At 58.4% G+C, this 14,361-nt stretch carries 10 protein-coding genes; 9 read left to right on the top strand and 1 reads right to left on the bottom strand.

Annotated features, from left to right (window positions below; all coding sequences use genetic code 11):
• Positions 1-25 precede the first annotated feature (25 nt).
• Complete coding sequence (locus DM813_RS28015; RefSeq protein ID WP_241653257.1) at positions 26-1,207, bottom strand: alpha/beta hydrolase family protein; 1,182 nt, start codon at positions 1,205-1,207, stop codon at positions 26-28.
• 183 nt (positions 1,208-1,390) lie between these two features.
• On the opposite strand from DM813_RS28015, the gene DM813_RS28010 reads away from it, so the two are divergent.
• The 9 genes from DM813_RS28010 (at position 1,391) to acnB (ending at position 14,284) form a co-directional block, all read left to right on the top strand.
• Complete coding sequence (locus tag DM813_RS28010; RefSeq protein WP_128326651.1) at positions 1,391-2,902, top strand: wax ester/triacylglycerol synthase family O-acyltransferase; 1,512 nt, start codon at positions 1,391-1,393, stop codon at positions 2,900-2,902.
• 361 nt (positions 2,903-3,263) lie between these two features.
• Positions 3,264-3,566 carry a DUF6124 family protein gene (locus DM813_RS28005; protein WP_128326650.1) on the top strand — a complete coding sequence of 101 codons (303 nt, stop codon included), beginning with the start codon at positions 3,264-3,266 and terminating at the stop codon, positions 3,564-3,566.
• Between the two features lie 120 nt (positions 3,567-3,686).
• A complete protein-coding gene (locus tag DM813_RS28000; protein WP_128326649.1) occupies positions 3,687-4,655 on the top strand; it encodes an endonuclease in 969 nt (322 codons plus the stop codon).
• Positions 4,656-5,048: 393 nt separating this feature from the next.
• Positions 5,049-5,579, top strand: coding sequence for a fimbrial protein (locus DM813_RS27995; protein WP_128326648.1), 531 nt, complete (start codon positions 5,049-5,051; stop codon positions 5,577-5,579).
• Between the two features lie 113 nt (positions 5,580-5,692).
• Complete coding sequence (locus DM813_RS27990) at positions 5,693-6,373, top strand: fimbrial biogenesis chaperone (RefSeq protein WP_128326647.1); 681 nt, start codon at positions 5,693-5,695, stop codon at positions 6,371-6,373.
• Between the two features lie 235 nt (positions 6,374-6,608).
• Positions 6,609-9,068, top strand: coding sequence for a fimbria/pilus outer membrane usher protein (locus DM813_RS27985; protein WP_206617445.1), 2,460 nt, complete (start codon positions 6,609-6,611; stop codon positions 9,066-9,068).
• A gap of 22 nt (positions 9,069-9,090) precedes the next feature.
• Positions 9,091-10,044 carry a fimbrial protein gene (locus DM813_RS27980; protein WP_128326645.1) on the top strand — a complete coding sequence of 318 codons (954 nt, stop codon included), beginning with the start codon at positions 9,091-9,093 and terminating at the stop codon, positions 10,042-10,044.
• A gap of 207 nt (positions 10,045-10,251) precedes the next feature.
• Positions 10,252-11,172, top strand: coding sequence for a fimbrial protein (locus DM813_RS27975; protein WP_206617444.1), 921 nt, complete (start codon positions 10,252-10,254; stop codon positions 11,170-11,172).
• Positions 11,173-11,683: 511 nt separating this feature from the next.
• Positions 11,684-14,284 (top strand): bifunctional aconitate hydratase 2/2-methylisocitrate dehydratase, encoded by a 2,601-nt coding sequence (gene acnB / locus DM813_RS27970; protein ID WP_128326643.1) that lies wholly within the window; start codon positions 11,684-11,686, stop codon positions 14,282-14,284.
• Positions 14,285-14,361: the final 77 nt, after the last annotated feature.

Below are 14,361 nucleotides of genomic sequence, written 5' to 3'. Positions count from 1 at the left end.
AACAGAAATGGATGAGCACTCTAACCTAGTTTTCCGAATACCTGTCCATCAACGCCCCCATACACGCCAGATACTCCCCGCGCCCCAGATGCAGTACGTGATTACCAGGAAACCAGTGCAACGCGCTGCCCGGCCAGTGTTGGTGCAACAGCCGCAAGTGTCGCGGCATGGTGACCCGGTCGCCGGCGCCGCCGATGATCAGCATGCGCTCGCCGTCCAGGCACGGGGCGTAGGTCAGCGGGTTGTGCACGGCCAGCAACCCGCGCATTTCGGCGACGCCAATGCCCTGTTTGCGCATCAGCCGCGAGAGCAGAACACCGGTGGGCTGCCACTCAAGAAACACATCGACCGGGCTGACCGCAGGCACGATCGGGATGCACCAGGCCAGGCGATCGTCCACGGCGGCGAGCAGCGCTGCGGTATAGCCGCCCAAGGAAATGCCCGTGACGCCGATATGCTCGACACCGCGCGCCTGCAAGTAGTTGATGAACACCCGCAGGTCATGAATCGCATGCAGCGGCGCTTCGTTGAAACCCACCAGCCCGCTGCCGAACAGCCCCTGGCCACTGAACCAGTCGCTACATTCTGCGCGGCGGCCATGGTGCGGGTAGGTAAACAGCAGGATGTCATAGCCCCGCCCATAAAATTCGGCCAGCGACAGCGCATGGGCGTTGAGCCAGTGCGGGTCGGCGGCGAAGCCGTGGATGACGATCAGCGTCGGTCGCGGCCGGTCGCCATGGCACCAGTGCTGGGCATGGGCAAAGGCATTGCGCTGCATGGCCTCGAACTGCGGGCGGGCGAAGGGATTGAGCGGCTTGAACGGGCTGGCGAAACGCAGTTGCACACGCCGGATGTCGTTGCCAGGCAGGGCCTGTTCTGAAATGACAATGTCCTTCGGCGGCGGCAGAAATACCTGCGAGGCATCCGCCTTACGTGCCAGCGGTTCGTAGAAGCGCAATGCCTCGAACTCGCGCTGCAGCCGGCCCGGCCTGGACAGCGTGGTCAGCGCACTTGCCGCCACCGTGGCCGACAACGAGGTGCGCATCACCCGTTCGATGGCAGCCGTGCCATGAACCTTCAATCGATGCCTGGCGTCCAGTTCGGTGCCGTCGGCCTGCCGCCAGAAGTCTTCGGACAAGCGCTCCCACCAGGGCCCGCGTGCAGCCCCTGCCCCTTCCTCACTCACGCACTGTTGTTTACGCCACACGCACGATCCCCTCCCCGGGCGGGAGTCAGCAGGTGCACCCCGACGGCGCGCACAAGACCCTCCGATAGCGTCCAGCTTAAAGACCCGGTCGGCCGCGAATGCCCCCCCATTTGCAGGGGGACGGGGCAACGGCGGATCGCTGAATCTGCCCGACTCCGCCACCACCTTGCGAGCGCGTTAACAATGAGCAAACTCAGCGGGCAAGATGCCCTGTTCCTCAAGGTCGACCGTCCCCATGCCGCGTCGCACTGCACCATGATCTATATCTACGATCAGTCCACGGTAGAGGGGCAGCGGCTCGGCTTTCGGCAGATCGTCCAGCATATTTCGGATCGCCTCGACGTCTCGCCGGTGTTCAAGCGCAAGATCATCCAGGTGCCCTTCGGTCTGGGCTATCCGTACTGGGTGGAAGACGACCTGTTCGACATCGACTTCCACGTGCGCCATTTCGCCCTGCCCAAGCCGGGCGACTGGCGCCAGTTCTGCATTCTGGTATCGCGCATTCATGCGCGCTCGGTGGACCTGTCCCGGGCGCCCTGGGAGATGTACGTGATCGAGGGGCTCGACAACATCGAGGGCATCCCCAAGGGCAGCTTTGCCATCCTGACCAAGTCGCACCACGCCGCCATGGACGGCGCGGCGGCTGCCGAGCTGACCTGGGCCCTGCACGATCTGGCCGGCGCGCAAGGCAAACCCGTGGCGGTGGTCGATAACGCTCCGGCGGCCTCGCGGGTAGCGCAGCGCTGGGGCGTGCTCGACACGGTAAGCCGCATGCTCACCGACAACATCACTGCCTCCGCGCGCATGGCGCTGCCGCTGGCCCGGGTATTGCCCAAGCTGGCCTTTGCCAGCCTGCAGAAAGTCGCGCGCTCGGTGCTTAGCGCTGAAGGCGGCGCACCGCGCACGCGTTTCAACAGCAACGTGACGTCCAGTCGGGTCTGGGATTCGGTCACCCTCGACCTGGCCGTGGTCAAACAGATCAAGAACCTTGTGCCCGGGGCTACCGTCAACGATGCGGTGCTGGCCATGGTCGGCGGGGCGATGCGTCGTTACCTGATGGCAAAGGATGAACTGCCAGAGAAGTCGCTGGTGACCCTGGCACCGGTCAACACCCGCCAGGGCAATGAATCCGTTGCTGCCGGCAACACCGTGTCGATGCTCACCTTCCCACTGCGCACCGACATCGAGGACCCGCTCGAACGCCTGCAAGCGCTGCAGGCTGCGACGTCGCAATCGAAAGCGATCCAGAACGCGGTGGGTGCCAACGACCTGACCAACCTGCAGAAATTCGCGCCCCCGGCCACCCTCGGGCTCGCCGGCCGCCTGGCGACGCTGATGGGCATGGGTGGCAAAGGCCCGGTGGTGCTGCACAACTGCATGGTCACCAACGTGCCGGGGCCGAATGTGCCGCTGTACATGCTCGGGGCAAAGCTTGTGTACTGGTGCGGTGTTGGCCCGCTGGTGGATGGTCTGTCGCTGATCTGGAACCCCACCAGCTACTGCGGGAAGATGTTCATCTCGCTGACCAGCTCACCGAACGTGGTGCCCGACCCGGACTTCCTCGCGCAATGCCTGAAGGATTCCTACGAGGAAATGCAGGCTGTGGCGCTTCAGGCAGCCAGGGCCGAGGCCGCTAAACCTGTGAAAGCAAGGCGTGTGACCCGCAAAGCTGGCGCGCAGAAGGTCGACGAGTAGCCGTCGCTCTAACGGGTAGCGGCCATCAAGACGGACGATACTCCCACAGACATCTGCGAAAAATCGAGATCCTGTAGGCGTTTTCTGTCGGACCGTTCTGAATCATACTTCCGGCGCCGTTGAGCTGTTGTGCCGAGCCCCTCGTGGACCTAGGCTGCTGACCTTGTTGGAACATCCAACGAGCGGATTTAGCAGTCCGGTTCAATACTCGATATCAACGGCACAACGCTATATGGCGGTTGTACGTGGGGCGCCTTCGGGTGCGCCGGGTTCCTCGAGTTACCGGTCTGCTAACCCGCGTACAGCTGCCACCTTTTCGTTTAGCAGCGAGACGTGGCGGCATCATAACTTGAGGCCAACCATGAAAAAGCTCGTCCCCGATCCCCCAAGCGTCGATCTTTCCAACGCCACCACCGCCGACACGCCGTTCGGTACCCATCGCCTATTCACAGTCCGCGCCGGCATTCCCGCCGAAGAAGCGCTGCTGCATGCCTGCCACCTGCTGCAATGTGCCGAGGCTACGCTCAGCGATGCGGCGGATCACCTCACGCTCAACGACCGCTCCCTGGTGTGCGGTGCCGGCCAGCACATCGAGGCGGCGCGTGCGCTGATCGATGCCGTGCTCGATGGCGTTGGCGTGAAACGGATCTTCACGCCCCACTGACCAGCCCTGAACAGCGCCGCCCCGTGGCCCGAAACAAAGGGAAACTGAGCCCAATCAAAGGCATAGGCGCACAAGCGCGAAGGGTTACAATGTGTAACCCTTAAGCCAATGATTTGATTCATGAAAAAGCTGCTGTCTGTTCTATCCCTGATGTTCTGCGTCGCGACGCCTACCCTCGCCTCGCCGCCTGCGACATTCTCCGAAGCCAAGGTCATCGCCAAACAAAAGGTTTACCTCGACCAGGCCAACAGCGCCATGGGCGAGCTTTACTGTGGCTGCAAGTGGACCTGGGTCGGTAAATCCGGTGGCCGCGTCGACCCGGGCTCCTGTGGCTATGAAACACGCAAACAGCAAAGCCGCGCCGAGCGAACCGAGTGGGAACACATCGTGCCGGCCTGGACATTCGGCCACCAGCGTCAGTGCTGGCAGAACGGCGGGCGCGAACACTGCGTGGATGAAGACCCGGTGTTCCGCGCCATGGAAGCGAACCTGTTCAACCTGTACCCGTCCGTAGGCGAAGTGAACGGCGACCGCAGCAACTTCAACTACGGCATGAACGCCGGGGTTGCCCGCCAGTACGGCCAGTGCACGACGAAGATCGATTTCGAGCAGAAAACCGCCGAACCGCGTGACGAGGTCAAAGGCCTGGTTGCACGAACCACCTTCTATATGTTCGATCGCTACAAGCTGAGCATGTCCCGTCAGCAACAACAGCTGCTCATGGCGTGGGACAAGCAGCACCCGGTAACCGCCTGGGAAAAAGAGCGTGATCGCCGTATCGCCGCCATCATGGGGCACTCCAACCCGTTCGTTACCGGCCAACGCAGCTGGACGGCCGGGTACAAGCCTGTGGGTGACGGTGTCGTCAGTGCAGTGCCGGCGCGCGCAGCACAACCCGCTGCAAAACCTACCCTGGCAAGTGCATCCGCGGCCAGCGGTGCGATCATCGGTAACCAGAAGAGCCACGTATACCACCTTGCCAATGGCTGCCCTGGCTATGCGCAGGTGTCTGCGAAAAACCAGGTAGCGTTCGCCTCGGAATCCGAAGCGCAGGCAGCGGGCTATCGCAAGGCCGGCAACTGCAAGTAACTCAACCATTGAAGGCGGCAATCTTGCCAGGCCAGGCCTGAGCAGCGCGACCCGCGCGATTGCCGCCACCTCACCGGCAAGAAGCTACGCACCACACCGTGCGCTTGCCGGCTGCAATTCCCTTCCCCTGTCAGAAGCACTCAAGTAACGCGTCCGCTAGCTTTTGTGTTTGTCATGACCCATCAAGTAAGAATTTCCCTACAACCTAAGCTGAATTCCCCTCTGCAACATCCTGTCTTGAATACCCATAATTCGCCCACTTCTTTGCAAGACAAGAAGAACTCCAACCCCAATGTACGTAACTATCAGATGTGGCGTTTAAATACAGAGCCCAGTACTTGCATCGCAAGGCAAGCCAAACGCAAACATCCACTTAACTGAAGGATAATCGATATGAAAAAGAGTTTGATCGCTGCAGCAATTCTGGCTAGCTCCGCTTTTGCAACCATGGCCAACGCCGCTGACGGTACTATTAACTTTACTGGTACCATTTCCAGCACCACTTGCAAGATTGCCTCCGGCTCTGAAGCGCTGACCGTGGATCTGGGCACCGTCTCTACTTCGTCCTTCGGTGCAGCCGGCTCTGTCGCCTCACCCTCGAAACTCGCCATTGTGGTGACGGAGTGCCCGGCGGCTGTTAACGCTTCTATCAGTTTTAGCGGTGCGGGCGATGCAAACAACAGCAGTTTGCTGGCGCTGACTAAAGGGACTGGTAACGATGCAGAGGCAACTGGTGTAGCAATCGGTTTCTTTGAAGCAGACGGCAATACCCCCATTGCATTGAATAGTGCGTCTGCTGACAAAGACCTTGTAGCAACAGTCGACAACACCTTTGATTTTGTTGCCAAGTACGTGGCTACTGCTAGCACCGTAACTGCTGGTAAAGGCAACGCTGCTGCCGAATTCACCGTCCGTTACAACTAAGTCTTAGCAGTCGGCTATCAACCCATTTGATAGCCCGTCTAACTGCATGATCGAACTACACCCTTTTGCACAAGCAATCCGGCAAGAGGGTGCAGTTCAAGGAGAAATTACTGATGCGTTGGCTCAAGCCCTTTTTAATCTCCGGCTTGCTGTTGAGTATCGCCCAGACTTCGTGGGCCGGTGTGGTCGTAGGTGGCACCCGCGTGGTGTTTGACGGCTCGAAAAAAGAATCTTCCATCTCGGTCAAAAACTCGGAAAAAAACACACCCTTCCTGATTCAGTCCTGGGTCGAGGACAGGTCGACTGGCGCTGTCCAGAAGGCGCCGTTCATCGTCACGCCACCGCTGTTTCGGCTGAATCCGGAGCAGGAGAATTCGCTGCGGATCATCCGTACTGGCGGCAGCCTTAGCGAAGACAAAGAGTCGGTGTTCTGGCTCAATATCAAGTCGATTCCTGCGTCGAAACAAACCGATGCCAATCAACTGCAGATTTCGTTAAAAACCACCATCAAACTATTTTACCGTCCGGCCGGTTTGGCGGGTGAAGCCAATGGCGCTTATAGGCTTCTGAAGTTCAGCCGTGTCGGCAACACGTTGAAAGTTGATAACCCAACGCCTTACCACGTTTCTTTCAATGAACTCAGCGTGGGTAAAGACAAAATCAAGGACGCCGGCATGGTCGCACCACAAAGTTCATTGTCGTGGCCCCTTCCGACAGGGGCGTCCGGTGCCGTCAAGTGGAAAGCCATCAATGATTATGGCGGTGTATCCGCAGAAGCCTCTGCAGCGCTCTGATCCAACGCGGCGACGTCGTTGTTCTTCCCTGTTTAGTTAACTATCAAACTGCTGGATTAACTGCCCGAAGCCAAAGGGGGTGGGGCTGGCTTGCGCGCAATAATGTCAGGTGGAGTTTATAGAGATGAAAAACCATTATTTGTTCCAAGTTCCATCGCTAAAAACCGGCGGTCGCGCACATGGCGCTACCCCAACTCGCCTGGCCACATTAATAGCAAGTCATATTCTGTTGGGCATGAGTTTACAGCCAACGTTGGCATTGGCCGAAGACTATTTCAATCCGCACGCATTGGAAATGACCGAGCCTGGTCAGCCGGCCATCGACCTTGGGCATTTCTCCAGCCCGGCTGGACAACTTCCCGGCACCTACAGGGTTGATATTTATTTCAACGACAGCCGAGTCGATACTCGCGACGTAAACTTTGTCGAGATTGACGGCGCGTTGCAACCCGAGTTGACGGCGCAGCAATTAAAAGACATGGGGGTTAAAGTCGAAGCCTTCCCGGCGCTGCAAGAGCTGCCGGCGACTCAAACCATTACCCAGTTGCAGGACTATATTCCAGACGCTTTCAGCCGGTTCACCTTCGGCACGCAACGCCTGGACATCAGCATCCCGCAGGCGGCCCTGAACGCCGAAGCCCGTGGCTATGTAGACCCCAGCACCTGGGACCAGGGGCTGACTGCAGGGCTGTTGAATTACAGCTTCAGTGGCGCAACCACTTCGCACAACAACCGTTCCGGCACCGACAGCAGCTATTACCTGAACCTGCGCAGCGGCTTGAACCTTGGCGCGTGGCGGCTGCGCAACTATTCCACCTACAACCAGAGCAACGGTACAAGCAACTGGAACAACGTCAACAGCTACGCCCAGCGCGATATTCACGCGCTCAAGGGCCAGTTGACCCTGGGTGACAGTTCTACACCCGGCGATGTGTTCAGCAGCGTGCAGTTTCGCGGGGCCCAACTGACGTCGGACGACAACATGTTTCCCGACAGCCTGAAAGGCTTTGCTCCCGTGGTGCGCGGCATTGCCCAGAGCAACGCCCAGGTCACCGTGCGCCAGAACGGCTACATCATCTATCAGACCTACGTGCCCGCCGGCGCCTTCGCGATTACCGACCTGTACCCCACCGCGTCCAGTGGTGACATGGAAATCACCATCACCGAGGCCGACGGTACCGAGCGACGCTCCGTGCAGCCGTTCTCCGCGGTGCCCGTGATGTTGCGCGAAGGCCGCCTGAAATACGCGCTGACCGCCGGTGAATACCGCTCCTCGGCCAGTACGGCCAGCACGCCGACCTTTGCCCAGGGCTCGCTGATCTATGGCACGCCGTTTGACGCCACCTTGTACGGTGGCCTGCTGGCATCGGGAAAATACTCCTCTGGCAGCCTCGGTATCGGCCACGGGTTTGGCGAATGGGGTTCGGTGTCTGCTGACGTGACCCAGGCCAAAGCCGAGTTGCGTGATGGCTCCAAACACGACGGTCAGTCGTATCGCGTTCAGTACGCCAAGGACATCGCCGCAACCGGCACGACCTTTACCCTGGCCAGTTACCGCTACTCCACCAGTGGTTACTACGACTTCCAGGAGGCCAATGAAATTGATCCTGACAACTTCAACAACTGGCGCCGCACCTATAACAAACGCAGCCGGGCACAGGTCAACATCAGCCAGTCCCTGGGCGATAAAGGCAACTTCTATGTCAACGGTTATCAGCAGGACTTCTGGCGCCAGAAGGGCTATGAGCGCAGTGTGAGTGCCGGCTACAACGTCAGCCACAACGGCATTCACTACGGTGTCGATTACACCTATAGCCAGGCCCCCGCCTACGAGGGCCGCAACAGCAAGGACCAACAGCTGTCGTTCAACGTACAGGTACCGCTGGAAAAAGTACTGCCAAGGGCCTGGGCCAGCTACAACCTCAATACCAGCAAGCAAGGCAACACCACCCATAACGTGGGCCTGGGTGGCACTGCGTTGGCAGACAACAACCTGAGCTACAACGTGCAACAACGCCATGCCAGTCAGGGTGGCGGTACCAGCGGCTCTGCCAACGCCAGCTACAAGGGCGCGCTTGGCGAAGCCCGGGCCGGCTACAACTACGACAGCAATTCGCAGCAGGTGAACTACGGGGTCCAGGGCGGGATCGTGGCTCACCCGTATGGCGTGACCTTCTCCCAGAACCAGGGCGAAACCATTGCCTTGGTTCGTGCACCGGGTGCCGCGGATGCGAAGGTGCGCAACACCACCGGCGTACGCACCGATTCGCGCGGTTACGCGGTGGTGCCCTACGTCAGTACCTATCGCAAGAACCGCGTAGCGCTGGACAGTGAAACGCTGCCAGACGATGTCGACATGGAAGTCAATACCCAGACGGTCATCCCCACCAAGGGCGCCGTGGTGCTGGCTGACTTTAAAACCCGCGTCGGCAGCCGCGTGCTGATGACCCTTACCTATCAGGGTAAACCCGTACCGTTTGGTGCCACTGCCACCCTCGTGCAGGAAGACGGTGCCCTGGAGAACAACGGCATCGTCGGCGCCAAGGGCGAGGTGTACCTGAGTGGCGTACCGGATCAAGGCAAGGTGAATGTCAGTTGGGGCAATGCGAACAATCAGCAATGCCAGGCGAACTTTACCTTACCCACCAAAGACGCCGAGCCATCGATAGCAACATTCAACGCTGTTTGCCGTTAAGCAGGCATTGGAGGTCAGTTAAATGAGAAAACCTATTATAGGTCTCATGATCTTTTCTGCTGCTTTGCTAACCCTTCCGGATTCAGCGTGGGCAAGCTGTAGTTTCCGTAGTGGTGGAACCGAAACTTATAACATCGAGTTCGGGACGGTGACAGTCCCACCCAATGCATCTGCCGGAACCGTACTGGCTAGAAAAAGCCTGAACAACAAGAGCGGAGACATGACGTGTACAAATAGTGGCAGCTTAACTGCAACCACCACACTATTCACAACTCCGAACCCTATTAGACGCAATGCTTATGACACCAACATACCAGGTGTAGCAATAACATTTGGCACTTTTTATGATGCATACGGCAGCATCAATGCCGGCGATCGCGTTCCCTTTACCGGCGGAGCATCAATAAGTACTAACTTAGTCACTGCGATTCTGTACAAATCATCAGAGGGCGCGACTGGGGCTGGTGAGCTCAGCATAGGTAAACTGGGAGCGATAGAGGCAAATGATGGCGGCACCCCTCTGGAATCCGTAATAATTAGCCTGACTGGTGATAATACGATCGTACCGGCGGCGAGTTGCTCCGTATCCAAATCCGCTATTGGCATACCACTAGGTGATGTGGATCGCAGCCAATTCCGTGGAATAGGACACGAAACGAATCCCGTCCCGTTCACTATTGACCTCGACTGTGACGGCAGCACAGGAGTAAGTTTCACTATTGACGCAACCCCTGACAGTTCGGGTGCTCGCGGAGTAATGGCAATCTCGCCTGCGCCGGACGGTAGCGCCAGCGGAGTGGGAATCAAACTGTCACACAACAATATGCCAGTAGAGTTCGGTGCCGTGATCCCGGCAGGTACTTCGGACGTTGGCGCATTCAGCATTCCGTTTGCGGCTACGTACTATCAGACCAGCAATAATGTCGAGGCGGGTCAGGCGAACGGTACCGCGAGTTTCACCTTAACGTATGAGTGACTTCCAAGTGTTTGAAACCGGAAGGCGCTCTGGACAACAACGGCATCGTCGGCGCCAATGGCGAGATGAAGGTCAGTTTGGGCACTGCAAACCATCAGCAATGCCAGGCGGTCTTTGCCTTACCTACAAAAGACGCAGCACCATCGATAGCAACACTCAACGCTGCTTGCCGTTAAGCAGGCATTGGAGATCAGTTAAATGAGAAAAATGACAGCACTTCTCGCAACTTTAATTTCAGCTTGTTTTCTTCCGACTACAGTATGGGCCTACTGTACTGTAGTCGATAATGATGGTAATAGTGATATAACCATCAATATTCCCGCGCGTACGATTAACGTTAGCCCAAGCCTTGGAGTTGGAGAAGAGCTGCACAAAGAAGAGTTCTCGACCCTCGGTTTAATAGTAAAATGCGATGCACCAGCGAGATTTAGCAGCTGGACTGGTGCATTTTCAGATAAAAACGATACTGTAGCAAACGCTTACAATACTGGGGTTCCAGGCGTCGGAATAATTTTTGAAATTACAAAAGGTGATTTGCTAGGCTTTTTTCCTTTCGAAGAATCTTTTAACAGACACAATACTTTAATAAGCGAGATTAGGTACACTCTCGTCAAGACTGGCCCGATTCATTCCGGTGAAATCTCTGGAGCGGGACCTACTCTTATAGTTCCCGGTAATGCCAAAGTTTTTGATATAGTTGTAGGCACTCAAACTGTCCAGGCCAACGCGTGCGATGTTACCCAAACCCTTATTCCAGTGAACATGCCCAGTGCTCACCGCTCTCATTTTTCCGGCATTGGGTCCCGAACAGATACAGTCCCATTTAATATTCCTCTCTATTGTTATCCCGGCACCAACGTCAAATTCCAAATTGACGCAACCGCAGACAGCTCTGGTTTGCCCGGGGTAATGCGAATCACCCCTGGCCGCAATAGCGCCAAGGGAGTGGGAATAGAACTACGTCAAGATTCTAAATTTGTAAAGTTTGGCGTTGAGACTTCAGCAACCGGATATCAACCTGGTGAGTATAGAGACGTCCCGTTTACGGCACGTTACATTCAAACCGAGGAAGAGGTCGAGGGCGGCCAGGCGAACGGCACCGCGACATTTACCATGACGTATAACTGATCCTCTAGCAGGGCTTTATTTATGCTTGAATCTGCGACAGCGATGATGAAAAAGCTCTGTTCCGTTCACTCTTGACCGCTGCTGTAACCAAAGCGTACGCGCTAATGGCGATACCCCCGTCGAGTGGTGGCAACCGCAGCAGTGATCACCCCAGCCTCAATTTCCCCCATGCACTACGGCAGGAGTACATTTGTACTCATGCCGTGGTGCATGCTGCTACCCGCCATTTGTCGACAGTCGACCCCGCCAAACACCCCCGTACACCTGACAGTCCCCGAAACAGAGCCTTCAGCCCTCCCTGCAAACGGATAGATCGCAGTAATGTGTCGACAATCCTGTTGTATTGTCGCCTCCTATCCTTTAGATTTCGCGCATTGCTTGCCAATGTGTCAACAAAACAGATTTCAGCAGGGGCAGGCTGTTTTTGGTGGTCTTGTCAGTGGTCACTCTCAAGTGCCAAGCACCTGCCCCTGCTTTTTACATACCGTACGCCCCCTGCAGGAGATTACCCGTGCTCGAAGCCTATGCCCGCCACCTACAAGCGCGCGCCGAAGAGGGCCTGCCGCCCCTCGCACTTAACGCCGAACAAACCGCAGGCCTGGTCGAGCTGCTGAAGAATCCTCCTGCTGGCGAAGAAGCAGCCCTCGTCGAGCTGATCACCCACCGCGTTCCACCAGGCGTAGACGAAGCCGCCTACGTCAAGGCCGGCTTCCTCTCTGCTGTCGCCAAGGGCGAAGCCACTTCCCCGCTGATCGACAAGAAGCGCGCGGTAGAGCTGCTGGGCACCATGCAGGGCGGCTACAACATCGCCACCCTGGTCGAGCTGCTGGATGACGCCGGGCTGGCTGCCGTTGCCGCCGAGCAACTGAAGCACACCCTGCTGATGTTCGATGCGTTCCACGACGTTGCTGAAAAAGCCAAGGCTGACAATGCCTACGCCAAAGCCGTGCTGGAATCCTGGGCCGCTGGCGAGTGGTTCACCGCCCGCCCTGCAATCGAAGAGAAATACAGCCTGACCGTGTTCAAGGTGCCGGGCGAAACCAACACCGACGACCTGTCCCCTGCTCCCGACGCCTGGTCGCGCCCTGACATCCCGCTGCACGCCCTGGCCATGCTGAAAATGGCCCGAGACGGCATCGTGCCTGAGCAACCTGGTGCGGTTGGCCCGCTCAAGCAGATCGAAGCCGTCAAAGCCAAAGGCTTCCCGGTCGCCTACGTCGGTGACGTGGTCGGTACCGGTTCTTCGCGTAAATCCGCCACCAACTCGGTGCTGTGGTTCTTCGGCGACGACATCCCGTACGTGCCGAACAAGCGCGCTGGCGGTTTCTGCTTCGGCAACAAGATCGCACCGATCTTCTACAACACCATGGAAGATGCCGGCGCCCTGCCGATCGAGTTCGACGTGTCGAACCTGAACATGGGCGATGTCATCGACGTGTACCCGCACGCCGGCAAAGTCTGCAAGCACGGCAGCGACGAGGTCATCGCCACGTTCGGCCTGAAGACCCCGGTACTGCTCGACGAAGTTCGCGCAGGCGGCCGTATTCCGCTGATCGTCGGCCGTGGCCTGACCGAAAAAGCCCGCACCGAGTTGGGACTGCCAGCGTCCGAGCTGTTCAAGAAGCCGGAGCAGCCTGCCGACACCGGCAAGGGCTACAGCCTCGCGCAGAAAATGGTTGGTAAAGCCTGCGGTGTCACCGGCGTACGCCCTGGCACCTACTGCGAGCCGAAGATGACCACCGTCGGCTCCCAGGACACCACCGGGCCGATGACCCGCGACGAGCTCAAAGACCTGGCCTGCCTGGGCTTCTCTGCCGACCTGGTGATGCAGTCGTTCTGCCACACCGCGGCCTATCCAAAGCCTGTGGATGTGACCACCCACCACACCCTGCCGGACTTCATCCGCACCCGTGGCGGGGTTTCCCTGAAGGTTGGCGACGGTATCATCCACAGCTGGCTGAACCGCATGCTGCTGCCGGACACCGTCGGTACCGGTGGTGACTCGCACACCCGCTTCCCGCTCGGCATCTCGTTCCCGGCCGGTTCCGGCCTGATCGCCTTCGCCGCCGCCACCGGTGTCATGCCGCTGGACATGCCGGAGTCGGTACTGGTGCGCTTCAAGGGCAAACTGCAACCGGGCATCACCCTGCGCGACCTGGTTCATGCCATTCCTTATTACGCGATCCAGCAGGGCCTGCTGACCGTCGAGAAGAAAGGCAAGATCAACGCCTTTTCCGGCCGCATCCTGGAAATCGAAGGCCTGGACGAGCTGACCGTCGAGCAAGCGTTCGAACTGTCCGACGCCTCGGCCGAGCGCTCCGCTGCCGGTTGCACCATCAAGCTGCCGGAAAAGGCCATTGCCGAGTACCTGCGTTCGAACATCACCCTGCTGCGCTGGATGATCAGCGAAGGCTACGGCGACCCGCGTACCCTGGAACGCCGCGCGCAAGCGATGGAAGCCTGGCTGGCCAACCCGGTGCTGCTGGAAGCCGACAAGGACGCCGAATACGCCGAGGTCATCGAGATCGACCTGGCCGACATCAAAGAGCCTGTGCTCTGCGCGCCGAACGACCCGGACGACGCGCGGCTGCTGTCGACCGTTCAGGGCCAGAAGATCGACGAAGTGTTCATCGGTTCGTGCATGACCAACATCGGTCACTTCCGTGCCGCCGGCAAGCTGTTGGAAAAGGTCAAAGGCTCGCTGCCGACCCGCCTGTGGCTGGCGCCGCCGACCAAGATGGACGCTCACCAGCTGACCGAGGAAGGCTACTACGGTATTTACGGCAGGGCCGGCGCGCGCATGGAAATGCCAGGCTGCTCGCTGTGCATGGGTAACCAGGCACGTGTGGCGGCGAATTCGACGGTGGTGTCGACTTCGACCCGTAACTTCCCCAACCGTCTGGGCGATGGTGCCAACGTGTACCTGGCTTCGGCGGAACTGGCTGCGGTTGCTTCGATCCTGGGCAAGCTGCCAACCGGGGAAGAGTACATGGCGTACGCGAAGAACATCGACAGCATGGCGGCCGACGTTTACCGCTACCTGAGCTTCGACCAGATCGCGGAGTTCCGTGAAGCAGCCGAAAGCGCCAGGATTGCGGTGGTTCAAGCGTAATTCGTAGGGCTTCCTCCTTGCAAAGCGCCGACAGCACTGTCGGCGCTTTTTTTATGCGCGCGCGCCAACGAATACAT

The sequence above is a fragment of the Pseudomonas alkylphenolica genome (assembly GCF_004025535.1).
Classification (GTDB): Bacteria; Pseudomonadota; Gammaproteobacteria; order Pseudomonadales; family Pseudomonadaceae; genus Aquipseudomonas; species Aquipseudomonas alkylphenolica_A.
The sequence above is the reverse complement of the archived record's forward strand: the minus strand, read 5'-3'. Positions and strand labels throughout refer to the sequence as shown.

Coding starts and splice junctions, on each gene's coding strand:
- DM813_RS28010 (WP_128326651.1), top strand. CDS start 1,391: ATGAGCAAACTCAGCGGGCAAGATGCCCTGTTCCTCAAGGTCGACCGT.
- DM813_RS28005 (WP_128326650.1), top strand. CDS start 3,264: ATGAAAAAGCTCGTCCCCGATCCCCCAAGCGTCGATCTTTCCAACGCC.
- DM813_RS28000 (WP_128326649.1), top strand. CDS start 3,687: ATGAAAAAGCTGCTGTCTGTTCTATCCCTGATGTTCTGCGTCGCGACG.
- DM813_RS27995 (WP_128326648.1), top strand. CDS start 5,049: ATGAAAAAGAGTTTGATCGCTGCAGCAATTCTGGCTAGCTCCGCTTTT.
- DM813_RS27990 (WP_128326647.1), top strand. CDS start 5,693: ATGCGTTGGCTCAAGCCCTTTTTAATCTCCGGCTTGCTGTTGAGTATC.
- DM813_RS27985 (WP_206617445.1), top strand. CDS start 6,609: ATGAGTTTACAGCCAACGTTGGCATTGGCCGAAGACTATTTCAATCCG.
- DM813_RS27980 (WP_128326645.1), top strand. CDS start 9,091: ATGAGAAAACCTATTATAGGTCTCATGATCTTTTCTGCTGCTTTGCTA.
- DM813_RS27975 (WP_206617444.1), top strand. CDS start 10,252: ATGACAGCACTTCTCGCAACTTTAATTTCAGCTTGTTTTCTTCCGACT.